General features: G+C 37.6%; 16 protein-coding genes and 1 pseudogene. 10 read left to right on the forward strand and 7 right to left on the reverse strand.

The genetic code is table 11. The annotated features are described in order from the left end of the window. Window positions 1-149 precede the first annotated feature (149 nt). Window positions 150-1,502, reverse strand: coding sequence for a glutathione-disulfide reductase (gorA, locus tag QUD79_RS00945; RefSeq protein WP_184422055.1), 1,353 nt, complete (start codon window positions 1,500-1,502; stop codon window positions 150-152). Window positions 1,503-1,574: 72 nt separating this feature from the next. Continuing rightward, the gene (locus tag QUD79_RS00950; protein WP_184422052.1) at window positions 1,575-6,140 is read right to left on the reverse strand and encodes an EAL domain-containing protein; all 4,566 of its coding nucleotides are present in this window, start codon (window positions 6,138-6,140) and stop codon (window positions 1,575-1,577) included. A 232-nt stretch (window positions 6,141-6,372) separates the two neighbouring features. Between QUD79_RS00950 and prlC the strand changes: the two genes are divergently transcribed. The 4 genes from prlC to QUD79_RS00970 all read left to right on the forward strand — a co-directional run bounded on the left by prlC (window position 6,373) and on the right by QUD79_RS00970 (window position 11,237). After that, window positions 6,373-8,418 carry an oligopeptidase A gene (gene prlC / locus QUD79_RS00955; RefSeq protein ID WP_184422049.1) on the forward strand — a complete coding sequence of 682 codons (2,046 nt, stop codon included), beginning with the start codon at window positions 6,373-6,375 and terminating at the stop codon, window positions 8,416-8,418. Window positions 8,419-8,558: 140 nt separating this feature from the next. Beyond that, window positions 8,559-9,719, forward strand: a complete 1,161-nt coding sequence (locus QUD79_RS00960; RefSeq protein ID WP_184422046.1) for a GGDEF domain-containing protein — start codon at window positions 8,559-8,561, stop codon at window positions 9,717-9,719. Window positions 9,720-9,749: 30 nt separating this feature from the next. Then, window positions 9,750-10,439 carry a DNA-3-methyladenine glycosylase I gene (locus tag QUD79_RS00965; RefSeq protein ID WP_184422043.1) on the forward strand — a complete coding sequence of 230 codons (690 nt, stop codon included), beginning with the start codon at window positions 9,750-9,752 and terminating at the stop codon, window positions 10,437-10,439. A 6-nt stretch (window positions 10,440-10,445) separates the two neighbouring features. Then, window positions 10,446-11,237 (forward strand): class I SAM-dependent methyltransferase, encoded by a 792-nt coding sequence (locus QUD79_RS00970; RefSeq protein WP_184422041.1) that lies wholly within the window; start codon window positions 10,446-10,448, stop codon window positions 11,235-11,237. A 22-nt stretch (window positions 11,238-11,259) separates the two neighbouring features. Here the strand turns inward: QUD79_RS00970 and QUD79_RS00975 are convergent, their stop codons facing one another. From QUD79_RS00975 to QUD79_RS00985, 3 genes are read right to left on the reverse strand one after another with little or no spacing between them, the layout of a single operon-like run. Then, entirely contained in the window at window positions 11,260-12,342 is a 1,083-nt protein-coding gene (locus tag QUD79_RS00975; RefSeq protein ID WP_184422038.1) for an efflux RND transporter periplasmic adaptor subunit, read from the reverse strand. Beyond that, on the reverse strand, window positions 12,339-15,650 hold the full coding sequence (locus tag QUD79_RS00980; RefSeq protein ID WP_184422034.1) for an efflux RND transporter permease subunit: 3,312 nt from the start codon (window positions 15,648-15,650) through the stop codon (window positions 12,339-12,341). Before QUD79_RS00980 ends, QUD79_RS00975 begins: the two co-directional genes overlap by 4 nt. After that, entirely contained in the window at window positions 15,647-15,970 is a 324-nt protein-coding gene (locus QUD79_RS00985) for an ArsR/SmtB family transcription factor (RefSeq protein ID WP_184422031.1), read from the reverse strand. Before QUD79_RS00985 ends, QUD79_RS00980 begins: the two co-directional genes overlap by 4 nt. A gap of 140 nt (window positions 15,971-16,110) precedes the next feature. Here QUD79_RS00985 and QUD79_RS00990 point away from each other — a divergent pair, with 140 nt between their 5' ends. The 5 genes and pseudogenes from QUD79_RS00990 to QUD79_RS01010 all read left to right on the forward strand — a co-directional run bounded on the left by QUD79_RS00990 (window position 16,111) and on the right by QUD79_RS01010 (window position 21,081). Beyond that, a complete protein-coding gene (locus tag QUD79_RS00990) occupies window positions 16,111-16,299 on the forward strand; it encodes a YgaP family membrane protein (RefSeq protein WP_184422028.1) in 189 nt (62 codons plus the stop codon). Between the two features lie 143 nt (window positions 16,300-16,442). Next, the gene (locus QUD79_RS00995) at window positions 16,443-16,916 is read left to right on the forward strand and encodes a peroxiredoxin (protein WP_184422025.1); all 474 of its coding nucleotides are present in this window, start codon (window positions 16,443-16,445) and stop codon (window positions 16,914-16,916) included. Between the two features lie 94 nt (window positions 16,917-17,010). Beyond that, window positions 17,011-18,195 carry a BaiN/RdsA family NAD(P)/FAD-dependent oxidoreductase gene (locus QUD79_RS01000; protein WP_184422024.1) on the forward strand — a complete coding sequence of 395 codons (1,185 nt, stop codon included), beginning with the start codon at window positions 17,011-17,013 and terminating at the stop codon, window positions 18,193-18,195. Window positions 18,196-18,371: 176 nt separating this feature from the next. Further along, window positions 18,372-19,400 (forward strand): annotated as a pseudogene (locus tag QUD79_RS01005) (Abi family protein). A 244-nt stretch (window positions 19,401-19,644) separates the two neighbouring features. Then, complete coding sequence (locus tag QUD79_RS01010; RefSeq protein WP_184422021.1) at window positions 19,645-21,081, forward strand: sensor domain-containing diguanylate cyclase; 1,437 nt, start codon at window positions 19,645-19,647, stop codon at window positions 21,079-21,081. A 94-nt stretch (window positions 21,082-21,175) separates the two neighbouring features. On the opposite strand, the gene QUD79_RS01015 is transcribed toward QUD79_RS01010, so the two are convergent. Together QUD79_RS01015 and QUD79_RS01020 are read right to left on the reverse strand one after the other, a co-directional pair. Further along, window positions 21,176-21,856 carry an RES family NAD+ phosphorylase gene (locus QUD79_RS01015; RefSeq protein WP_184422019.1) on the reverse strand — a complete coding sequence of 227 codons (681 nt, stop codon included), beginning with the start codon at window positions 21,854-21,856 and terminating at the stop codon, window positions 21,176-21,178. Beyond that, window positions 21,850-22,248, reverse strand: a complete 399-nt coding sequence (locus QUD79_RS01020; protein ID WP_184422016.1) for an MbcA/ParS/Xre antitoxin family protein — start codon at window positions 22,246-22,248, stop codon at window positions 21,850-21,852. The genes QUD79_RS01015 and QUD79_RS01020 overlap by 7 nt, the downstream gene beginning before the upstream one ends. 275 nt (window positions 22,249-22,523) lie before the next feature. On the opposite strand from QUD79_RS01020, the gene prsK reads away from it, so the two are divergent. Continuing rightward, entirely contained in the window at window positions 22,524-24,560 is a 2,037-nt protein-coding gene (gene prsK / locus QUD79_RS01025) for an XrtA/PEP-CTERM system histidine kinase PrsK (protein ID WP_184422013.1), read from the forward strand. Window positions 24,561-24,579 lie beyond the last annotated feature (19 nt).

Here is a 24,579-nt window from a genome sequence, read left to right on the forward strand (position 1 = left end):
CTTAACCCGAGCTAAGGTTAAATAGATGTTAAGAGAGAAGTGACGTAAAGATAAAGAGCACTAATTAGGGAAATTAATGCTCTTTAATAGATGAATACCAATCCGTCTAAGAATAGGCTCAATTGTATGTAGGGTCTACATTAGTCATACTATGTCATAGTAACAAATTCTTCAGCAGACGTTGGATGTATAGCGACAGTGTTATCAAAATCAGCTTTTGTAGCGCCCATTTTCATTGCAACTGAAAAACCTTGCAGTAATTCGTCACTACCAAAACCAATACTGTGAATACCGACAATTTTTTCTTCTTTGCCAACACAGACTAGTTTCATACGAGTAGGGTCTCGATACTCTTCAGTCATTGCTTGATAAAGCGCTGTAAACTGTGAATTGTATACTTTCACTTGCTCTTCACCGTAAGTTTCTATTGCCTCTTGCTCGGTTAAGCCAATGGTGCCTATAACAGGGTGGCTAAAAACCACGGTTGCAATATTTGTGTAGTCTAAGTGTTCGTATGGTTTATTGTTAAAAATGCGCTCACATAGCCTTCGACCAGCTGCTACGGCAACAGGCGTTAATTGAACGCGGCCGGTGTTATCACCAACGGCGTATATTCCTTTTACGTTAGTGTTTTGGTATTTATCAGTAGGAATATACCCATGTTCATTTGTTGCTACTTCTGCTGCGTCAAGTGCAAGGTTTTCGGTTGCAGGCGTGCGGCCAATTGCCCAAATTACAGTTTCAACAGGGCCAATTGTGTTGCCATTTTCTAAGTGAATTGTGAATAAGTCACCATTTTTTTCAATGCGTTTAGGCGTACTATGGCAATGTAATGTTGGCCCATGCTTAGCCATTTGCTCGACTAAGGTATCTGTTAACATAGTGTCAAATGATCTTAATGGCTTTTCTTTACGCACTAATAAGTGAGTTTCACTGCCGAGCGCATGTAAAACACCTGCGAGTTCTACGGCAATATAACCAGCGCCAATTACGGCAGCGCTTTTGGGTTGTTGTTCTAGTGCGAAAAAACCATCAGAATCTATACCAAATTCTGCACCTTCAATGTTAGGTATACTCGGTTTACCTCCTGTAGCGATACAAATATGATCAGCGGTATAACGTTGACCATTGACTTCTACGGTATTCTTATTAATAAATTTACCAAAACCTTCAATAACAGTTACACCATTGCTAGCAAAACCTCTTTCATAGGCTGCATGAATACGTTTAATATAAGCTTCTCTGTTGGCAATGAGCTTTTGCCAATCAAAACTTTTTAATGGTGCGTTAAAACCGTAATCTGGGGCATAATGAAGGGCATCGGCAATTTGACCTGCATACCACATGGCCTTTTTAGGTACACAGCCTACGTTAACACAAGTACCACCTATAGCTTTAGCTTCAATTACCGCAGCTTTTTTACCAAGCCTTGCGGCTCTATTTGCAGAGGCAATTCCGCCACTGCCTGCGCCAATTGCGAGAAAATCAAAATGTTGAGTCATGAGAGGCCTTAAAGTTGTTAATAATTATTGGATTATTTATTCATTCATAAAAATAGTATAAAGAAAGTTTGATTAATTTGCGGTAATTTCCTGTTTATTTTCAATCAAAAACTGCTCCACTTTATCACTAGAAATTGGTTTACTGTAGAGGAACCCTTGAATGGCATAACATTTTCTTTGTGCTAAATAGTTTAGTTGCTCTGTTGTTTCAACGCCCTCGGCAATACAGTGCATGTCTAAGTTCTTCGCTAACACAAGTGTTGCGTCAACAATGGCTTCATCTTTTTTGTCAAAACCTATACCTTGAATAAAGCATCTATCTATTTTTAGTGAATGTAAGGGTAACCGTTTCAGGTAGTTTAACGAAGAGTAGCCCGTACCAAAGTCATCAATCGCAAGCTCAACGCCCATCTTTGCCAATGTTTCCATGGTGTGTATTGCTTTTTGGGGATCTGAAATCAAAATGCTCTCGGTTATTTCTAATTTTAATACTGATGCCGGTAATTGGTATTTATCTAATAAATAGGTGAGATGGGTAACCAAACTTTCAATAGAAAAGTGTTGGGCAGACAAGTTAACCGATAAAAACATATCTTTACGGTATTGATGCCATATCTTTAAATCTTGTAAGCCACGCTCTAACGCTTGTTCAGTCATCGGGATAATTAAATTGAGCTCTTCGGCTACTGAGATAAATTTACCGGGTAAAATCAATTTATTGTCTTTTTTCCAACGCAGTAATAGCTCTACGCCAATGGCTTTTCCGGTGCTTGAGTTAACAATAGGTTGATAATAGTTGATAAACTCATTATGTTCGTGCGCATATTTAACACTCGCTTCAATTTTTAATCGCTGACTTGCTTCAACATTCATTCTAGGGGTATAGAACTGAAAAGTATTACGCCCAATTTGCTTGGCATGGTACATGGCTACGTCTGCATTTTTCAGTAATTCTTCAGAGCTTCCAGCATCTTCGGGGTAAAGTGCGATGCCAATGCTTGCACCCACAGTAACCATGTTTCCTTGTAAAATTACCGGCTCATTCACTTCTTTAATAACCTTTTGTGCAATTTTACTTAATTGACTATTACCACGAAATGACTCAAGTAAAATAACAAATTCATCTCCACCAATACGAGCGACTGTGTCATCAACACGCAATACCTTTTTTAATCGGCGTGTTATTTCTTGTAGTAAAATATCACCTTGGTCATGGCCTAAAGAGTCATTAACTTTTTTAAAGCGGTCTAAATCAATAAAAAATAAGGCAAAAGACTGCTTAAAGCGGGCTGAGTGTTCCATGGCGTGGTTGATACGCTCTAACAGTAATGCACGATTGGGTAAGTCAGTTAAATGATCATAATTGGCTAAATAGCGGAGCTCATTTTCTGCCTGCTTTTGCGCAGTAATATCGGTAGCAATACACACAAAGTGTAACGAATCTGTTGTTTGGTTACGGTTAACATTAATGGTTAACAGTACATGGTATTCTTCGCCAGTTTTGGCATAAATTATTTCTTCGCCGCGCCAGTGGTCATGTTCATTTAATGAATTGAATAAGCGTCGGTAAAAGGCGCGTCTTTTACTATTTAAACCGAATAGTTCGTCATCAAATGAAATGTTATCGCTGCGCCAACCTAAGGCATCTTGTAAGGATTTATTGACCACAATACGAGTAAAGTTTTCACTAATAATAAAAACCCACTCTTTAGTTTGTTTGAAGGCTTCACCGTAATACTGTGCTTTTTCTGCTTCTGCTCGCGACTCAGTAATGTTGGTATAAGAGCCAGTAATACGTGTAGGGTTGCCCCTTTGGTCAATGGCGACAATCTTGCCTAAGTCTTTAAACCATAACCATTCCCCCGTTTGTGCCTGCATTCTATAAGTACAAGAAAAGCTATCATTAAGATCTGCAGCACGAATAAACTCTTGCCATTGGTGGCTAAACGCTTCTCGATCGTTATTATGAATTAACTTTAAATGCTCTGAAAACAAGTAAGAGTCACCAATATTTTTATAACCTAAGTCATTTGATACTCTTTTTGCAAAAATCATATTATCTTCAGCTAACCAGTCCCAAACAGCACTGTTGCTGCCTCGTAAAGCTAACGATAATCGTTGTTCACGTTGTTGAACTTGCTCATGTGCATTAATTAATACTTGCGTGTACTTTCTTCGGCTATTTAACCAATACAAAAAGAGTAATAACGCCAATAAAAAATAAATAACGTACGCAGTCGGTGAGGCCCAAGGTGCATACCCAACAGAAATTAATAAAGATGTTGGTTTTGAAAACTCACCTGTAAATGGAGACTTTAAACGAACTTGCAGTTCATGCTCGCCCGAAGGTAAGGTTGGGAAGGTAATATAATTATCGGTTGTTATTGGATAAGTAACCTCTTTTTTACCTATAAGTTTAAACTCAAAAACCATGTTTTGTTGATGACTAAAAACTAAAGGAGAAAAGGCTATTTTTATACCAATATCGTCATGTTGAACCTTAAGTGTAGTTTGCTGGTCTACCATAAAAGGAAAATTAGCTTCGCGCGATAAAATCTCAATGTTGGTTAGGTGCAAAGTTAGTTCTTCATACGCCTGTTTTCTTTTTAGTGTTAGTGGATCAAAGACACTAATACCATTAATAGAGCCATAAATAAGTTTACCATTACTATGTTTAGCTGATGCACCCGAGTTAAATTCTCGAGCCCCTATACCATCATTTAAATTAAAGTTACGAAGATGAAGACTATCGGCATAAAGCACGAACAAACCATTGTGACTTGAAAACCATATATCACCTTCTGAATCAGAAAATACACTGTAATTATTGAGGTCGATAGTGGAATTTTTTTTATCTAATAAATGCTTTAATTCAAAGCTTGTAGCGTCTAATCCTACTAACCCTTTAGTTACAAAAGGAAGCCAGATTATGTTGTTTTTATCAATAGCCCAACTGTCAAAGTAAGACCATTCAGTAGGTGAAACGTTGGGAAAAGTATAAAGTTTTGTAGCGGTATTGGTTTTAAGATCTGCTCCCCATAAAGTATCGTTGGTTGAAATTAGCATGGTACGGGTATTGGGTAAAAAACCAAGCACGTTAAAAATGTTATTATCGCCAATTGTTTGATCGATAAAGTCTAAAGAAGTAAATTCGCCTGTGTCTAAATTTATTCTATTTAGTCCATCAGTAGTTAATACCCAGCCATAATTTTCTGTATCGATATAAAACAACCACACTTCAGGCGTAAATAAATCAAGCGTTTCTGTAGCAAAAGGCATAGGTTTTATTTTTTTTGTTAACGTATCAAATAACTGCATGTTAACGGCGTTGCGGATCCATAATTGATTATTATTATCCTGCTGTATTTGATAAATATAAGACTTGCTATAAATATCTTTTCTTTGTATCTCAACTAAAAATTGCTCTGTCGTTTTCGTTGTTAAATTTACTAAACTTAACCCATTTGCTGTGCCTAACCATACTTCATCTTTAGCTGATTTATTTTCTGTGGCAGACCAAATTAAGTTATCAGATAAACTATTTTCACTCGACTTTTTATAACGATAATTACTGATAATACTATGTGAAGGGTTCCATTTAAAAATACCATTGGTATTTGAACCTAGCCAGAAAACACCTTGGTTGTCTTTAAACATAGACATAACAATATTGTTGTTTAAGTGATCATAAACATCGTTGAAACCAAAAAGATTTTCTACGTTATCAGTGAGAGTAGATACCCTTGATAAACCTAAGTGGCTACCAATATATAATGAGTCTTTATCAGCATAAAATGTCCAACTAGGTAACCCTTCAATAACAGTACGATAGTTTTTTAAAGAGGTGGTACTGTTAATAAAGTCATCAATATTGGCAATGTCCACCTTATAGACACCATTATTGGTACCAAAATATAAATGTTTTTGGGCGGACACATGCAAGTTATAAGTTCTTGTAGCGTCGGCACTGTGCGTTGGCGGAGGGCCTATTAAATTTGACTTTGTTATTGCAGGTAACTTTTTTAATTGCTTAGTTTGCGTATTAAGTGCATAAACACCAACGGGTGTCGCTATAAATAGTGTATTGTCATGGTGTAAAACGCTATTAATTATCAATAGCCCATCTAGTGCAGTGCTTAAGTCAGCTAACGTTGTTAATTGCTGAGTTTGTTTGTTATAGCGGATGATAGTTTTTGCGCTGGCGATATAAAGTGTATTGTTATCACCTTCAGTGATGTCAGCAATATGATAATTTTTATTTTCTAGATCACCACTAACAACCAGATGGTACTGGTCATTATTTTTATTATATGAATACAGGCCAAGACCAGTCACATTAATCCAAATAAGTCCATTTTTCCCCTGAATTACTTTAGTAATATCTTGGTTGCTAAAAGCATCATTTGGTCCTGGTAATACTCTAAAGCTGTAACCGTCGTATAGGTTAAGCCCATTTTCAGTGCCAATCCAAACAAAACCTTCAGAATCTTGTATCATTGTTTTTATTGAACTTTGCGATAAGCCATGTTCAACCGATATACGCTCTAACGATAAATTAGTAACTTTCGCACTGCCCAAGTGGTGATAACTGATCAGCATAGCGAACAGTAGGCAACACATTTTTTTATACAACGACATTTAACATCCTAAAAAAACTTCCCTGAGCGTTATTTCCTGCAACTTGTATATATTATAGCGCAAAATTAGCATCAAAAATTATATGTTTTGCAAGGAAAATACAATGATAATTACGATGTTGTCCCTTGAATTTTTATTTCTCGGCACTACATCTATTAGCAATATTCATCATTATTTACGTCATATCAATACATTAACACCAGTTTAATTGATATCACATTGAGCCTACTTTATGAGCAATCCTTTACTTTTAAATGGTCCATTACCAGAATTTTCAAAAATAAAACCTGAGCATATCAAGCCTGCTGTTGAGCACGCAATCGCACACTGTAAGCAAACTATAGAGCAAGTATTAAATAATACCACTGGCTTTACTTGGAATAACTTAGTTATACCACTAGATGAAGCAGACGATAAGCTAGGTAAATTATGGTCACCAGTATCGCACATGAACTCAGTAGTAAGTAGTGACAAATTAAGAGAGGCGTATGAGTCTTGCTTACCTATTCTTTCAGAATACAGTACGTTTGTTGGCCAACACCAGGCATTGTTTTTAGCTTATCAGCAGCTAGCAGATAGTGCGCATTACCAAACGTTAGACACAGCTCAGAAAAAAGTGATAGATAATGCACTACGTGATTTTAAATTGTCTGGCATTGCCCTGAGCGACGAAGATAAAAAACGATATGGCGAAATTGCTACACGCCTTTCAGAGTTAAGCTCAAGCTTTGGCAACAACGTGTTAGACGCAACCCAAGCGTATCAAGTAAACATTACTGATGAAAGTGAACTTGCAGGCTTACCAGAAAGTGCAAAAGAAGCGGCCCAAGCACTTGCTAAAGCTGAAGATAAAACGGGATGGTTATTCACCCTAGATATCCCCAGCTATTTACCGGTAATGATGTATTGCGAAAATCAACAATTACGTGAACAGCTTTATCGCGGCTATGTAACGCGCGCGTCAGAGCTAGGCCCAAATGCGGGCGAATTTGATAATAGCGCGATTATGTTAGAGCTTCTTGAATTGCGCCATGAATTATCACTGTTACTTGGTTTTACAAGTTTTGCTGAAAAGTCACTAGCGACTAAAATGGCTAATTCAACCGACGAAGTCATTGGTTTTTTAGAAGATCTTGGCGTGAAGTCAAAGGCACAAGGGCAAAAAGATCTTGATGAAGTAATTGAGTTTGCACAACGTGAATTTAATCAAAGTAATTTACAGCCCTGGGACTTACCTTTTTATAGTGAAAAGTTAAAGCAAAGTCGTTATGCCATTTCAGACGAAGCACTACGTCCTTACTTCCCTGAAGATAGAGTAGTAAAAGGCTTATTTGAAGTAGTAAAACGTTTATTTGGCCTTAACATCAAAGAACTATCAGGTATTGATACCTGGCATAGTGATGTAAAATTTTATCAAGTATTTGATCAAGAAAATAACTTACGCGGAAGCTTTTATTTAGACTTGTATGCGCGCGCTAAAAAGCGCGGTGGTGCATGGATGGACGACTGTGTCAGCCGTCGTCAAACAGCAAATGGTGATATTCAATACCCTGTCGCTTACCTTACCTGTAACTTTAATGGCCCTGTTGGTGACAAACCTGCTTTATTTACGCATGATGAAGTGATCACATTATTTCATGAATTTGGTCATGGTATTCACCACATGTTAACGCAAATAAACGCCAGTGGTGTTTCAGGTATCGATGGCGTGCCTTGGGATGCTGTAGAATTACCCAGTCAATTTTTAGAGAACTGGTGCTGGCAACCAGAAGCGTTAGCGTTTATTTCAGGTCATTATCAAACAGGCGAACCTTTACCTGAAGCAATGCTAGACAAAATGCTCGCAGCTAAAAACTTTCAATCGGCAATGCAAATGCTGAGACAGCTAGAATTTAGTTTGTTCGACTTTAAAATGCACCAACACTTTGACCCGAAAGCCGATAATAGCCACTATATTCAGCAAGTTCTGGATCAAGTGCGCACAGACTATGCGGTGGTTAAAACCGCCGAGTTTAATCGCTTTCAACATGGCTTTGGCCACATATTTGGCGGTGGTTATGCGGCAGGTTATTACAGCTATAAATGGGCTGAAGTATTGTCAGCCGATGCGTTTTCTCGATTTGAAGAAGAAGGCATATTCAACGAAAAAGTTGGCCAAGACTTTTTAACTAATATATTAGAAATGGGCGGCTCAAAAGAGCCTAGCGTTTTATTTAAAGCGTTTAGAGGGCGAACCCCTAAAATAGATGCATTGCTTCGCCATTGTGGTATTGAATAAATAATTAACCTGAACGCTTGTTTCTTAGGGCATAAAGCATATTGCTTTATGCCTGCTTTCATTTATAGGCAATTGAGTGATCTAGTTGTTATAATATAATCAAAGCAAATAAATAAACGTTACCACGCATTGGAAATCATTTGACTGAATACCAAATAGCACTAGCATACCTTTCTGCATTAACCATAGTGTGTATGGTGCTATATACGTTCACCTACTTTTTACCAACACCTGATAACGCCAATAAAGCAAAATCCACCTATTATTTTCGTATCTTATTATTATTTGTTATTGCTGCTCAAAGTGCGGTTTTATTCAGGTACGAGCACGCCGCCATTTTATCAATAGTGTTAACTAACTTATTTATTCTAGCGATAGCGTATTCACTAATGTGCGCTATTTATAGTCGCTACGATGCTAATATTAGCCAACGGCATTATTTATTAATGGTTGTTCATAGTGGTATCTTTTTGAGCTGTTTGTATTATTTTCACCAGCTTTTTGGACCAGGTTATTGGCGTTCAGTTTTTGTCTTCATTAATATTTGTATCCCTTACGGCTTAACAATACATCAGTGTCACTTACAGTTTAAAAAAGATCGAGTGAGTGACCGCGTGCTATACAGCGCATTGCTGATAACTATTATGCTTTGTCTCATTTATATATTTTTTTATAGTACGTTTTTTAGAGACCAAGCCTTTGTACCCATTACACTCACTTTTATTATTTTACTTAGCTTTGTTTGCGTACTATTTTTTGGGTTTGCGCTAAGTATTATTTATTCATTGGTAGATAAACTCCGTGTAGAGTTGGTTACTGATCGTTTAACGGGTGCAAAGAACCGAAATTATTTAGGTGAAATATCTCAGCAACTCATTTCTATGGCGAAACGTACTAACACCCCTTTATCATTAATTATTTGTGATATTGATAGGTTTAAAGTTATTAATGACACCCATGGGCATGGCGCAGGTGACAAAGTGCTTATTGAGTTTGCAAAAAACATTAAAAACACGTTAAGAGCAGAAGACATATTTATTCGCGTTGGCGGCGAAGAGTTTGTTATTCTACTGCCACAAATTAATGTAGAAAATGCGCTGTTAACAGCCAACCGATTAAGGTTATCTACCGAAAAACTCCCCATAGTTTTTGGTGATGAAAACCTAACTATTACGGCAAGCTTTGGCATAGCAAGCGTTGACCTTAATCACCCAATCGAACATAGTGTAAATAAAGCAGATGAAGCACTATATCAAGCAAAAGGCAGCGGTCGTAATCGTGCGATTGCTGTTAATCATTAACACCATTATAAACACTAATTAGAATAACGTATGGAATCTATTGATAAAATTTATGCCCGCGCTGCTGATCGCAAAGGTTCAGAGCAAGCGCTAAAAATACTATTAGGCGATGGTGGTAACGACCACAAGCTTACTGAGCTGACAGACGACAGATTTTTAGCTGAATTTACCAAAAAGGTGTTTCAATCTGGCTTCGTTTGGCGTGTTGTTGAAAATAAATGGCCAGGGTTTGAACAAGCTTTTTTTAACTTTAATATTGAAAAAGTGTTGATGATGCCCGAAGAAATGCTTGAGCAAAAAGCATCAGACCCGCAAATAATTCGCAACTACAATAAAGTAAAAACAATTAAAGCCAACGCAATGATGATCTTTGATGAACAGCAAAATAGCCATAGCTTTGCTGAGTTTATTAGTGCATGGCCAAGTAATAACATTATTGAGTTATGGGCGTATTTGAAAAAAAATGGCCAACGTTTAGGTGGAAATACTGGTCCATACGCGTTACGTGCGCTGGGTAAAGATACTTTTATACTCAGTCGCGACGTTGAAGCCTACTTTCGTGCTCATGATATTATCTCAGGTGGTATTCAAACTAAAAGTAGCTTAGCCGCAATACAAAAAAGCTTTAATCAGTGGCAACAAAGTTGTGACTTATCGCTTAGCCAATTAAGTCGTTTAATTGCTTTTGCTACTGGCGATAATTATGTGCAAGTTGAGTAAATTACCATGAATTTAGAACAAATAGCCGTTGGTTATGTCGATCGGGTCGATAAAGAGCTAGCGAAAAAAATTGCGCAAAAATGGCAATTTAATTTCATTGGAGATGTTGCTGCGGTCGCTAATCAGCCAAAGTTACAGTTTTTGTTACAAGTAAACTGCCAAGCTTTAGAGCTAATTAAACTTGATGAACCAAAACTAGGCGCGATAAAAGTTGACTTTGTTGAAGGGGCAGCTGCGCATAGGCGTAAATTTGGCGGTGGGCGAGGGCAAGATATTGCAAAAGCCATAGGCTTAAAGCATGGCTTTACTCCTCATGTACTCGATGCAACAGCAGGATTAGGCAGAGATGCTTTTGTATTGGCATCTTTAGGTTGCCAAGTCACCATGATGGAGCGTATGCCAGTAGTAGCTGCATTACTTGAAAATGGCCTTGAGAGGGCATTAATTAATAGCGAAGTGGGCGATATTATAAAGCGTATCTCGTTAGTCTTTGCCTCTTCTATTGAAAACATGGCAACCACTGTTTCGCCCGATGTTATATATTTAGACCCTATGTACCCGCATCGTGAAAAGTCTGCTGCTGTAAAAAAAGAAATGCGGGTATTTCAGTCGTTAGTAGGGGAAGATTTAGATGCAGATGCCTTACTCAGCCCTGCGCTGGAACTTGCCCACTACCGCGTGGTGGTTAAGCGTCCAAGCTATGCGCCACCGCTAGATAATAAAAAACCGTCAACCAGTATTAATATGAAAAAGAACCGCTTTGATGTTTACGTAAATCAAGCGATCCCTAAATCATAACCTATATGATCAGTTAAGCTCGTTATTTATTTGAATGCGGCGGGCTAATTACCTTATCACCGTCAGCTAACCCTGAAAGTACAACGGTCATATCGTCGGTATTAGTTTTACCTAATCGAACAAATCTTCGTTGTAGCTCATTATTTTCTTCTATCCAAATAAAGTTTAATTGGCCAACAGTTTCAATTTTACTGCTAGGCACGAGCAATACTTGCTCTGTTTTAGCAGGAATTAACATTCTGGCGTACATACCCGGCATTAATTCTTGATTGTAAGCGATACTTGCTTTCACTAAAAAGCTGCGTGAACCTGTGTTAGCAGCAGGCACAATTTCTTCAATTTGTGCTTGCTGAGTTTTATTAATAGAGGGGATCTCAACGGTAAGTGTTTGCCCTTGTTTTAGGCTAATGGCCAATTGTTCACGAACATTGGCTTCAACTCTAAGTGATACTGGGTTATACACCGCTAATAACTTTTGACCGGGTTGTGCAGTATCACCAGGCTCTGCAAAACGGTTAACTACTTTGCCATCTATTGGTGAAGTAATTGTTGCATAAGCAGATATTGACTGTGCTTGTTCAAGCCCTTGTTTAGCGGCAGTAAGTTCGGCTTCAATACTCTGAAATCCAGCTTTACTTCTATCAAGCTCTGTCGCTGAAATAAGCTTACTTTCAAATAATTTATTAGCTCTTGTTAAATTATTATCTGCTTCACGATGGCGGGCTTTTAAACCATTGATTCTTTCTTGTGCTTGAGCCACCTGAGCGTCTAAGTCTGAGCGTTCAAGTTCAACCAGTACGTCACCTTTTTTTACACTATTACCTGCGCGAACATGTATTTGTTCAATGCGCGCTAAAATTCTAGCGGAAATAATTGTCGCTTGCTTAGCTTCAACACCAGCTGATACAGGCTCATACAAAGCTTGTTCGCTATAAGCTACCAGAAAAGGAGCACTGATATTTACTGTGCTTTTTGTCTGATTGTTACTTTGTAGACCAGGTGCAATTTTGTCATCAAAAGAACCGGCAAGCCAAGCAACCATTACCAGTAATATCACTATGGCGATAACAGGAATGAAACTCTTTTTAATAAGCGATGTATTCATGATTGTTCCTCGATTTTAGCCGTGCTTTGGGGCTTATCAAAAATTAATGCGTAGACAATAGGGACTACAAGTAAAGTAAATAATGTTGATGAAATAATGCCAAAAATAATCGCAATGGCTAAGCCACTAAAGACAGGGTCTAATGTAATAATTAAATTGCCTAATAGTGTGGTACCTGCGGTTAGTAAAACAGGACGCATTCTAATTGAGCCTGCCTGAATTAGTGCTTCTTTGATTGGTTCGCCTGCTTCCCTTGCTTGTGTAATAAACTCGATAAGAATAAGTGAGTTACGTACAACAATTCCGGCAAGCGCTATCATGCCTATCATGGCTGTTGCGGTAAATAGCACTGGCTCAGGCGCACCGGCAATTTCGCGTTCACCAAACTGATTCAATAAAAAGAACCCCGGCATAATACCAATAACGGTCAGTGGAATAGCTGACATAATAATGCCAGATAACGCGGCAGACTTAGTTTGTATGCGTAATACGATATAAATAGCTAATAATGCAAATGCAAACGCTAAACCCATATCGCGAAATACTCTAATGGTGATACGCCATTCACCTTCGCCACTCCACACTAGGTTGATATTCTCAGGTAAAGTCCAGCTAGTGGTACCGCCGTTATTAAAGAAGGTTCTGTACTGCCAATCAGTTTGGCTAACGTCGCTGTTTAAGTCAGAACTTACGTCGGCAATTATTTCACCTGGCGTTCTTCCTGAAATATCGGCGGTAACATATACCACTGGTTTTAAATCTTTATGATAAATAGGTTTATCGTTCACTTGATGTTCAAAATAACCCAACTCACCTAATGCCACTAAAGATTGCGGCGCAATATCAATCCCTTGTGGTGTGGTTTGTTGTACTACGCCAAGCTGTCCCTTCATTGCAACTCTTTGTAAATCGTTTACGGTAGAACGTTCATCTATGGGGAGCTGCAACTTAATTGGTAATGGTGTGGCATTACTTTCATCATGCACAAAGCTTATTGTTTTGCCGTTATTGGCAACTGCTAATGCTTGATTAATATCTTGGGTAGAAACCCCTGAAAGTGCAGCTTTATTTTTATCAGTAATAAAACGCAGTCTTTGCTGTTCATCGCCTACGGTAGTGTCTACTTCAACCACATGAGGTTCAAGCTTAAGTCTTGCCTCTACGGTATTTGCCGCCGCGCGTAACTGGTCGTAAGTGGTATATTCATCACCGTATAATTCGGCAACAAGCGTACTCATTACAGGCGGTCCAGGTGGAACCTCAACGACTTTAAGTTTTATTTCATTGGTATTTAATGGTGCTAGTAACTCACGCATTCTTAATACAACGCCATGCGATTGATGATCTCGTGCAGACTTATCAACAAGGATCACACGCATGTCGGCCATGTTCGGCAGTTGTCTTAAATAGTACTGTCGCACCATACCATTAAAGTCGATAGGTGAAGACTTACCAACATAGTTAGCAATGGCTTTAACTTCGGGTAATTGTTGTAAAATATTAGAGACTTTTTTGGTCATAGCTGCTGTTTGCTCTAGCGTGGCACTTTCTGGCATATCTACAATAATTTGAACTTCATTTTTATTGTCAAAAGGCAGTAATTTAAGAGGAACTAAACGCATTACTGGTAACATTGCCGCACCAATAAATAAGGCTAACAATAGCCAAAGTACAGCTTTTCCCTTAGCTTTACTGTCGAGTAAAGGCGTTAATATACGTCGATAAAACTCACCAAAGCCTTGGTGTTGACCTTCAACGTCTGAAAGAGCTTTAGGTTTAATTATTTTTGACGCTAACCAAGGTGTTACTAAAAAGGCAACAAAAGTACTGCTAATCACACTCATGGGCACGTTAAATGCCATAGGAGCCATGTAAGGGCCCATCATGCCTGTAATAAATGCAAGCGGAACAAAGGCCAGTACAATGGTAAATGTTGACATGATCAGTGGTACACGAATTTCGTTAATCGCATCAACAATTTTATCTTTCAAGCTACCTTTGCCTTTTTGTAAGTAACGTTCAATGTTATCGACACCCGTAATTGGGTCGTCAACTAATAAACCTAAAGACAAAATTAAAGCAAAAAGGGTAACTCGGTTAATGGTGTAACCAAAGGCTAAATCTAAAGAAAGAGTAATGCCATAACAAATTGGCACAGCTAAACCAACGACAAGTGCCGGCCGCCAACCCAAAAACACACCAATAAATACGACAACGGTAAATACAGCAAAAGCTAGGCTCGTGGTGAGGTTATTAACCTTTTCATTGGCAGTTTCACCGTAATCTCTAAGTACTTCAATGTGTACACCTTTAGGAAATATAGACTGCTGTAATTCAGCCATTTTTTCATGCACGGCTTGAGCAACATTAACCGCATTACTACCTTTTTGTTTAGCGATGCTAATGGTAATAAAAGGGTTATCACTGCTGCTTTGCATCGCATGTGCTTGGGTAAAGTCTATCCAATTATAGGCATGCTGCTCGGCTGGTCCATCAACTACATTGGCAATATCTTTTAAAATAACTGTTGTGCCATTAACGGCTAATATTGGCGCATTTGCTAAGGTATTTTTATCTCTAAAAACATCACCACTTTCTAATACTAGCGAACTATTTGACAGGGTAATATTACCTAAATGTTGCAAGCTGTTAGAAGACTGAATTGCATTAATTACATCGCCAATAGCAACTTGCCTTGCCGCCATTTTCTCAGGATCAAGGTTTACTTGTATTTCACGGGTGCGACCGCCAACAATGTTCACTTCGCTGGTATAATCAATTGCTTGTAAAAAGGTCGTTACTTCTTCTGCTAGTCTTCTTAAAGCAAAGTCGTCAACTTGTGCGGCTGAATCGCTCCACAAACCGAGCATTACAATGGGTACATCATCAACTTCAACAGGGCTAACACGCCAATTGCTGACAAAAGGAGGGATTTTATCGGTATTAGAGTGTAATTTATTGTAAGTGTTTAATAGTGCGCTTTCTCTGTTTTCTCCAACGTGAAACCTGAGGGTTACCACAGACTGACCATTATTGGTCATTGAATAAACGTGCTCTACGCCACTAATTTGTGATAATAATTTCTCAAGTGGGGTTGTTACTAAACGGTCAGCTTGTTTAGCGTTTACCCCAGGTGCCGTTACAATAATGTCGATCATTGGCACAACAATTTGCGGCTCCTCTTCACGAGGGGTATATTTCAGGGCTATAAAACCTGAAAACATTGAAATAATAAGTAAAAATAATGGCAGTTTACTGCTTAGTACTGAGCCAACTATTCTTTGGGTAAAATTCTGTTGCCCATTCATGTGGTTATATTTCCTTCTGGGCTATTACAAAACTGTTGTTGAAGATAAAAAAGTAGCCCCTTAATTTCAGCGTTATCAACTCTATAGTAAATAGTTTGAGACTCTCTTCGTGTTTCTACTAAGCCACTTTCCCTTAATTTAGTTAAGTGTTGCGACAGCGCAGATTGCGATAAATCAACCTGTTTATTTAAATCGCCCACTGTTAGCTCACCATCAGCAAGACAACAAAGGATCATCAGTCGATAATGATTTGAAAGTAGCTTAAGAATTGTGGCGACTTCTTTGGCATTTTTTGACAATTCAGAAGGTTTTATATTCATATTCCCTCAAGGCAGAATAGGTTGAAAAATTAATATTTGACATATTACAACAACACTATATATTAGTAAACAGTAATTAAGCTCTTGCTAATATAGCATAAGCTAATGTAGGTAATTCTAATTTAAATAAGGTGATGAATATGACTATTAATGAATCTTTACGTTTAATTGCAGGGGTGATGATTTTGGTATCTCTATACTTAGCAACAAATTTTTCAATAAATTGGTTGTGGTTTACTGCTTTTATTGGCGTAAACCTATTGCAATCATCGTTTACTAAATGGTGTCCCATGATGGCTGTTTTAAAAAAACTAGGTGTAAAAAGTTAAGTAATACTGAAGCAACAAAGATCAACATGTTCTAAAGTGAGCACATTAGTGTATGTAGCAGAAGTTTAGTTTAACTTCTGCTTTGCGCTATTATTTTTATAAGTGCTACTATAGCCCTTTATAACCATATAAAGGACTAAATAATGATCGCTATAAATTCAAAAATGCCGACGGGTCAACTACAGCAGATGAACGACGGTAATATGACGAATCACAATACAGATGAATTATTTGCCAATAAAAAAATTGCATTATTTGCGGTACCTGGTGCATTTACGCCTACCTGTTCAGAAACTCACCTTCCAGGCTTTATTGTTGCGGCAGACGAGCTAAAAGCTAAAGGAATTGACCATATTATTTGTTTGGCAGTTAACGATGCCTTTGTAATGAATGCATGGGGTAAAGCACAAAATGCTGAACATATTATGATGCTTGCCGATGGCGATGGCAGCTATACCAAAGCATTAGGCCTTGAAATGGAAACTGGAGCATTTGGCGGATTACGTTCACAGCGCTATTCAATGGTAATTGATAACGGTATTGTTACCCACTTAAATATTGAGCAACCTAAGCAATTTGAAGTAAGTACAGCACAGGTGCTGCTCAACTCGCTTTAAAAGTAACCTAAGAAAAGCCTTTTGTTAAATAGACATTAGGCGCTTTCAGCTTCTGCTTTTATAATGCGTTGTTTATATTTAGATAGGAAAAGTTGTGATTCAAACTGATGTTTTGGTTATTGGTGCTGGCGCTGCAGGGTTAATGTGTGCAGCAACGGCAGGCTACCGTGGCAAAAAAGTAACGGTAGTTGATATGGGGAAAAAAGCAGGACGTAAAATATTGATCAGTGGCGGTGGTCGCTGTAACTTTACTAATGAAAACACCACACCAGAAAACTATCTATGTAAAAACCCTCACTTTATTAAATCTGCCTTAAGTCGTTATCGAGCGCAAGATTTTATCGAATTAGTTGAACGCCATGGCGTTGAATATCACCATAAAACCCTAGGGCAACTGTTTTGTGACGACACTGCACAAAATATAGTTGATGTATTACTTACCGAATGTGAATGGGCTGGCGTAAAAGTAAAGTTAAGAAGCGAAGTACTTAATGTGACTAAAACCGCAGAAGGTTTTACGGTAAATACCACTGAAAATGAATACCAATGTCAGTCGTTGGTAGTAGCTTCTGGTGGATTAACCATGCCTAAACTTGGCGCATCTCCCATTGGTTATAAAATTGCTGAACAGTTCGGTTTAAAGTTATTACCAACAACAGCCGCATTAGTCCCCTTTACTTTGCACGACCACGACAAAGAACGTTTTGATGGTCTATCTGGCATTAGCATTCCAACCACAGTCACTAGTGAAAATGGTGTAAGCTTCCAAGAGAATATTCTATTCACGCACAGGGGATTATCAGGCCCCGCAATATTACAAATATCCTCATTTTGGAAAGCTGGGCAGTCGGTAAGTATTAACTTACTTCCAACGCAATGTATTACTAGAACTATCAATGAGTGGCGGGAAACAAACGGGCAAAAGTCACTTAAAAATATGCTAGCAACCATACTGCCTAAACGTTTTATCGAAGCGATGATCAGCCAACATGAAATAACCGACAAAACTATAAACCAACTCAGTAAAGAAGAAGTTACTCATCTTGGCCAATACTTACATAATTGGCAAATAAAGCCCAATGGCACAGAAGGCTACAGAACAGCTGAAGTAACACTTGGTGGCGTAGACACCGATGAACTCTCATCTAAAACTTTTGAAAGTAAAAAAATTCCAAATTTATATTTTATTGGTGAAGTTATCGATGTAACCGGATGGCTCGGAGGGTACAATTTTCAGGCCTGCTGGGCACAAGGCGTAGCCTGTGGGCAAGCGTGTTAGGTTGTTTGTTCATGATCTTTATGAGTTAATTATAGTAACGTATTTTTATTGAAATAGGTTGACGGGGTGAACTCTTCAGACTAATATTGTCGGTAACACGCCCGCCAAGCCTCTTTTAAATGCTCAAATTGTGCGGGCTTTTTTATGTCTGCTTTTCTAAAACTTAAGAAGACATCATGACTCTATTCAAAAAGCCCAGCATCAGCGTAACAGACCAAATCTCTCTTCTTCAAAATCGCGGTCTCAATATTCAGCAACCTAAACGAGCAGAAAAATACTTAGAGGTTGTAAGCTTTTTTCGCCTTAGTGCTTATATGCGACCTTTTCAAAAAAGCGAGAGACAACAAGAAACTGAACACCTGTTTAAAGATGGTGTGGAGTTTAAACAAATAGTTGATCTATATGCTTTTGATCGGGAATTAAGACTCCTTATTATGGATGCAGTTGAGCGAGTAGAAGTCGCTATTCGAGCTACTTTAAATAATGTGATGGGTATAAAATACCAAACAGAAGCTGAATGCAGTGGCTCTCATTGGTACTTGAATGAAAATCTTTTTAAACGAACTTACCAGCATAAACGTTTACTAAAAGAAGTTGAAGATAAGCAAGCAAAGGAGTTTAACGACCTTCAGCGAGATATTAAGAAAATTGAGCGTAGCTCAACGAGCGCTGAGATAAAGCAGCAGCGGATTGAAAGAAGAGTTAGAGAAAGTTACCCTCGGTTCTACCATCGTACATACGAAACACCTAGACTAATGCCAGGATAGGCGATGGCTGAAGAATTAACATTTGGCAGTATCTCACACCTTTATAGAGGCTTAGCTAAAGATATTGATCGAAAAGAAATTGCAAAACGATTCGAATTACCTCAAGAAGTTTTTGAAAGTTGGCTTCATACTTTAAATTTTATACGAAATTGCTGCGCCCATCATAGCCGCCTTTGGAATAGAGAACTTGCAATCCAGCCTAAAATACCTCGCGGTGATATTTGGCAATTACCAAATAGACTAGAACCAAGCCAAGTTCAACCAAGCCGACGTATTTACATGATCTTATTAATGCTCGCACATTTAATGAAGCAGGTTAGTCCAGATAGCCAGTGGCATAACAAAGTAAAGGCTCTAATACTGCTCCACCCCGAAATACCACTTTTTCCTATGGGCTTTCCTGACAACTGGCAAGAGCATGAGTTTTTTACGCAATAGATCTTAGCTTTGTATTTTTATGTGATATTGTTCACGTAACGCTGCTAGAAAGGTTGTTTCTTACAGTAATTTGATTAGTACTCAATAAAACGCACATAATATGGGGTCACTTTATTTATTATCTTAGTTATAGTTATAGTTAGGGGATACAGCAGCTTAAATACTACATAATGAATTATCCTGTATTACTTTCTGACTTTTATCTTGCTAAGATTAACGTAATAACATAAAAGAATTATAACCTATGCGCTTTAACTACCGAATTGTTTTTATTATTACCGGGTTACTGTTTACCTTATCAACAAGCTTAACGTTAATTAATTATATTGATTCGATGGACACCACTCGTAAGCAGCTAAAAACTGCTTCTTTGCCCTTAACGCTTGACAATATTTACACACAAATTCAAAAACAGATCATCGAACCAAATTTAATTGCATCGGTTATGTCTAACGACACTTTTATGAAAGATTGGCTCGCGCATGAAGAAAGCGATGCAGATCAAATAACGCAATACCTAAAGTCAATTAAAGATAAATACCAAATGTTTACTGTTTTTTTGGTATCAGAAGAAAGTAAAAATTATTACAGCAATGAAGGTTTACTAGAAAAAGTATCACCTGATAATAAAAATAATGCTTGGTATTTTAACTTTAAAAGTAAGCCGAAAGAGAGCGAAATTAATATAGATCACAATGAATTTATGGGCCAATCCTTAATTATGTTTATTAATCATAAAATATATGACGAGAATAACAATATGATAGGTGCAACGGGTGTTGGCTTAAAAACATCGTATATAAATGACATGCTGAAATATTTCCGCGAACGTTATAGCTTTAATGTGTTTTTTGTTAACAAACAAGGCGAAGTGTTTATTGCAGAACAAGGAATAAATAAACTCGAACGGATTAATCTGCACCCTGAATTTAAAGTACTAATGTCAGACATGGTTAAAGACGAAAAACCACTATTTGAATATGAAGAGTCTGGTGAATCTTATCTTTTAACTAAAAAATACGTTGAAGAATTAGATCTATTTTTAATTGTAGAAGCAAAAGTAGATAACTTTACACAGTCGGTTAAAGAGGCCTTTTATTTTAATATTATTGTGTATTTATTTATCACTCTACTTATTACGCTAATTGTACTTTTTTATGTGCGTAATATTCATGCAACATTAATGGCGCTTGCAAGCAATGACAGTTTAACTGACTTACCGAATAGAAGAACGTTTTTCAGTCGATTCAAGCGACTCATTTCACTTAAGCAACGAAATAAACAAAAACTATCGTTAGTATTTTTTGATATTGACGACTTTAAGCAGGTTAACGATGCCCAAGGGCATGATGTTGGCGATAAAGTATTAATTGAGATTGCTAGTATATTAAAAACAACTATAAGGCATACCGATGTTGTTGCGCGATGGGGTGGTGAAGAGTTTATTATTTTATTAGTTGATTCTACACTTGAAGATGCCCAAAAAACTGCTGAGCAGCTAAGAAAAAACATTGAAAATAGTGCAACTTTAATTGAGCATGCAAAGCAAAAAGTTACCGTTAGCCTAGGTGTAACTGAGGTTAGAGAAAGCGAAGATACAGATTCTTTATTTAAGCGGGTTGATAATGCGCTATACCAAGCTAAAAAAGATGGAAAAAATTGCGTGTCAATTATCGACTAATATCTTGCCCAAAACACAGGCTGTTATTGAACGAATAATGCGTTCTGCCAACGCAAAAGTGTGCGGCCGAATGTTTCGTCACAACCACTTTTATTTACACTAAAGCGAGTTTTTCAACTTTAGTAATTTCTTGTCCATCAAAAGTGTATTGATAATGGGCTGTTTGTTTTATCGATAGAATGTTTTTTGGGGTAAACAACCCCCAGCACATGCCTGTAGTGTAGCGAACAGAGTTGAACTGCACTCCTTCCGCTTTCGCTTTCTTTAACTTTATGCCAAGTGCATTAGCTTTACCGGTGTCGATAGGATCATATATCCCCTCATTAACACCGGTTAAATCAACCAAGTTGCCACTAAAAATACAGGTAAGCCCTCTCATAATAACTACATCATAATGAAGGCCTTTTATATTTTGGAATATTTTATTTTGATGATACAAGGTTTCAGCTATAGCGGTGTTTATCGTATCGGCTAAATATAAAACACCATAATCGCCATTGCTAAAGCGGCTACCTTCAGGGTTAATATGTGTAAAAGGAGCGATCGCGTAACTACAACCTGGTATACCAAAAGGAATATCTTGTTTAGTTAGTAAGTTTAAATCGCCAACTTCAGTTAATAGCCTTGGGTTTGTTAGTGCTTGTAATTGATATAACGCCTCAAATTCGCCGCTATTGGCAACATCATCAAATAGGCTAATGGGTGGGTATTTTGAATTAACCAGCCGATAGGCTTTTTGGTTGCTTAGTTGAACTGACTTATATTGTTTTACCAAGCACCACCTCGCATTGTGTCAATACGCTTAAACACTTCATATAAGATCCCAAATTTGCCAGTAGCAATAAGCGCTAGTGGTGTTTTCCCATTAAAATATGGGTTATTGTTAGGCATTTTCATGAAGCCATACTGATTTTCAGGATTTGAAAATACCGTTCTCAGAGTTGCATGAATATTAAGAATATAACTAATGCGTTCAAGTTGGTCTGCGGTGAGCTTGGCTTTTTCAGGGTTATGTTTGTAATTATGCAATGCAGCTCGGCTCACACTAAGAATTTTTTGTATCTGTTCGTTTGAACACTCCCATTTCTTAAATATATTCAACACTGCTTTCAGTCCTGCAGCATTTATATTATCAATTGCTGTATTTTCAATTACCTGAGAAGACATTGTCGCCACCTATTAATATTTAATGGAGTTTATCTAATTGTAGACGTATTTTTGCAAAGTGTCTACCTGTGGAATGTTGGTTTAAGCTTTTAAAATAACTAGGCAAGCAACATTTCTGTATGTAAATAAACTGGTAGGTAACTCATTGTTGTAGCATTCAACATTAACTTGCTACCAATAAAGAGGCGTAAATTAGTTAATTCTTATATTTTGTAAAGTTATGATATGCTTTAAAATTACTATCAACACACATACTACTGGTAGCTACTTATTACATGAATACCATTGGATTATTCGGATACGGACTTGCCAGCGTTGGCTACTTACTTTTTGCCTTTCTTCTTTTCGCGGCGCGTAATAAAACAATATTAGCTAAATGGGTGCTAATTTCAGCCTTAGTTACTGTAGGTGCTAATGCGGTTGCAGCGCTACAAATTAGCATGGGCTTTAGCCTACAATTTGTTATGTTGGCAGACAGTATTAAAATAGCTTGTTGGTCAATTCTTATTCTTTTATGCAATGTTGAATTTCGTACATTTAAATCGTTAGTTAAAAATGAACATATCCGTAAATATATAGTGGTATGGCTCATGCTAATGTTGTCGAGTTGGCTGGCAACCCACACCTTTAACTACTCTTATGAATATTTATTTCTGCTATTTATTGTATTAAATTTGTGGGCATTAGTGTTACTTGAACAGCTCTTTAGAAGCGCGAATGAGCAAATACGTTGGGCTATTTGGCCACTCATTATCGCAATTGCCAGTGTCTCTGTTTTCGACTTTGTTTTATATGCGCAAGCAACAATGGTGGCAAGTATCGATTTCGACTTTTGGTATAGCCGTGGTTATATCGCGGTAGTTGTATTACCGCTGTTACTAGTAAGTACGCGTAGAATTCGAAATGGATCGGTGCGTATTTTTGTCTCCAGAAATGTTGTGTTTTATAGCTCAATGCTAATGATAGCGGGGCTATACTTATTGGTAATGGCGCTTGCGGGCTACTTAATTAACTACTTTGGTGGAAAGTGGGGAGACTTAGTAAGCATCGGCTTTTTAGTGCTTAGTAGTATAGTGCTAATTGCCTTACTTATTACCGAGTCTTTACGTCGTAATGTTAAAGTATTTATTGCGAAAAACTTCTTTGCCAACAAATACGAATACCGCGACGAATGGCTTAATCTAATTGAAAAAATAGAAACCACCACCGCAGACAACTATTACCAAATGGCTACCCAAATAATGATGTCTACGCTAAAAACATCAAGTGGTTCTATCATTAGAAAAGTCACAGACACCCAGTTTAATACCTTATACAGTACCGAAGTAGAAATTTCTAAAGAAGTTAAACAGCAACTAGGTGGAATTAGTCGCTTTTGCCAAGAAAAAGGCTGGATAGTAGATGTTAAAGAATATGAACGTACACCAAGCTTATATCCAAACTTAACGATAGATACAGCCCTTTGTACTCAAAGCAATATACGCATAGTTATTCCTATTTTTATTGGCAAAGCCTTTTATGGGTTCTTTTTATTAGGTGAAAGTAAAGAACTAGGCCGGCTAAACTGGGAAGACCGCGACTTATTCTTCGCCATTTCAAAGCAATTAGGTAACTTTGTGTCGCTGCATGAAGCAAACGATAAACTTGCAGAGTCTAAACAATTTGATGCATTTAACCGAATGTCGGCTTTTTTAGTGCATGACTTAAAAAATGTGCAAGCTCAGCTAGGGTTGATCAATAAAAATGCAGAAAAACACCGTGATAACCCAGAATTTATTGATGATGTGTTTGAAACAGTAGAGTCTGCCACTGAGCGCTTAGAAAAAGTACTGTCACAATTACGCAATAAACAGGCGGCACAGTCAAAATCTGAATTAACAGATATTAGTAAAGTGGTTGAAAGCGTAGTAGAGCAGCGCAATGTTAAAAAGCCTACTGTTACCATTACGCAAACAAGTAGCTGTCATATGGCGATCGACAGCGACACACTACATTCGGTGTTAAATCATTTAATTCAAAACGCACAAGAAGCGACAAACCCTGAGGGATGGGTTAAAGTATCTTTAGCCCATGAAGATAAAGACATTATTATTGAAATTAGTGATAATGGTTGTGGCATGACACCAGAATTTATAAAAAAACGATTATTTAAGCCTTTTGATACAACAAAAGGGAATGCAGGCATGGGGATCGGAGTTTTTGAAGCAAAACAATTTATTGAAAGTATTGCCGGCATACTAAGCGTAGACAGCGAAGTAGGTAAAGGCTCTACCTTTCAAATTGAACTGCCAATAAAGCCCGTATTTGAATAAAAAAAGTTGGTATATGGTT

It is taken from the genome of Thalassotalea piscium (assembly GCF_030295935.1).
Taxonomy (GTDB): Bacteria; Pseudomonadota; Gammaproteobacteria; order Enterobacterales; family Alteromonadaceae; genus Thalassotalea_B; species Thalassotalea_B piscium.

What these genes read in the sequence shown, in the direction of transcription:
- gorA (WP_184422055.1), bottom strand. Translation starts at nt 1,502, where the DNA reads ATGACTCAACATTTTGATTTTCTCGCAATTGGCGCAGGCAGTGGCGGA.
- QUD79_RS00950 (WP_184422052.1), bottom strand. Translation starts at nt 6,140, where the DNA reads ATGTCGTTGTATAAAAAAATGTGTTGCCTACTGTTCGCTATGCTGATC.
- prlC (WP_184422049.1), top strand. Translation starts at nt 6,373, where the DNA reads ATGAGCAATCCTTTACTTTTAAATGGTCCATTACCAGAATTTTCAAAA.
- QUD79_RS00965 (WP_184422043.1), top strand. Translation starts at nt 9,750, where the DNA reads ATGGAATCTATTGATAAAATTTATGCCCGCGCTGCTGATCGCAAAGGT.
- QUD79_RS00970 (WP_184422041.1), top strand. Translation starts at nt 10,446, where the DNA reads ATGAATTTAGAACAAATAGCCGTTGGTTATGTCGATCGGGTCGATAAA.
- QUD79_RS00975 (WP_184422038.1), bottom strand. Translation starts at nt 12,342, where the DNA reads ATGAATACATCGCTTATTAAAAAGAGTTTCATTCCTGTTATCGCCATA.
- QUD79_RS00980 (WP_184422034.1), bottom strand. Translation starts at nt 15,650, where the DNA reads ATGAATGGGCAACAGAATTTTACCCAAAGAATAGTTGGCTCAGTACTA.
- QUD79_RS00985 (WP_184422031.1), bottom strand. Translation starts at nt 15,970, where the DNA reads ATGAATATAAAACCTTCTGAATTGTCAAAAAATGCCAAAGAAGTCGCC.
- QUD79_RS00990 (WP_184422028.1), top strand. Translation starts at nt 16,111, where the DNA reads ATGACTATTAATGAATCTTTACGTTTAATTGCAGGGGTGATGATTTTG.
- QUD79_RS00995 (WP_184422025.1), top strand. Translation starts at nt 16,443, where the DNA reads ATGATCGCTATAAATTCAAAAATGCCGACGGGTCAACTACAGCAGATG.
- QUD79_RS01010 (WP_184422021.1), top strand. Translation starts at nt 19,645, where the DNA reads ATGCGCTTTAACTACCGAATTGTTTTTATTATTACCGGGTTACTGTTT.
- QUD79_RS01020 (WP_184422016.1), bottom strand. Translation starts at nt 22,248, where the DNA reads ATGTCTTCTCAGGTAATTGAAAATACAGCAATTGATAATATAAATGCT.
- prsK (WP_184422013.1), top strand. Translation starts at nt 22,524, where the DNA reads ATGAATACCATTGGATTATTCGGATACGGACTTGCCAGCGTTGGCTAC.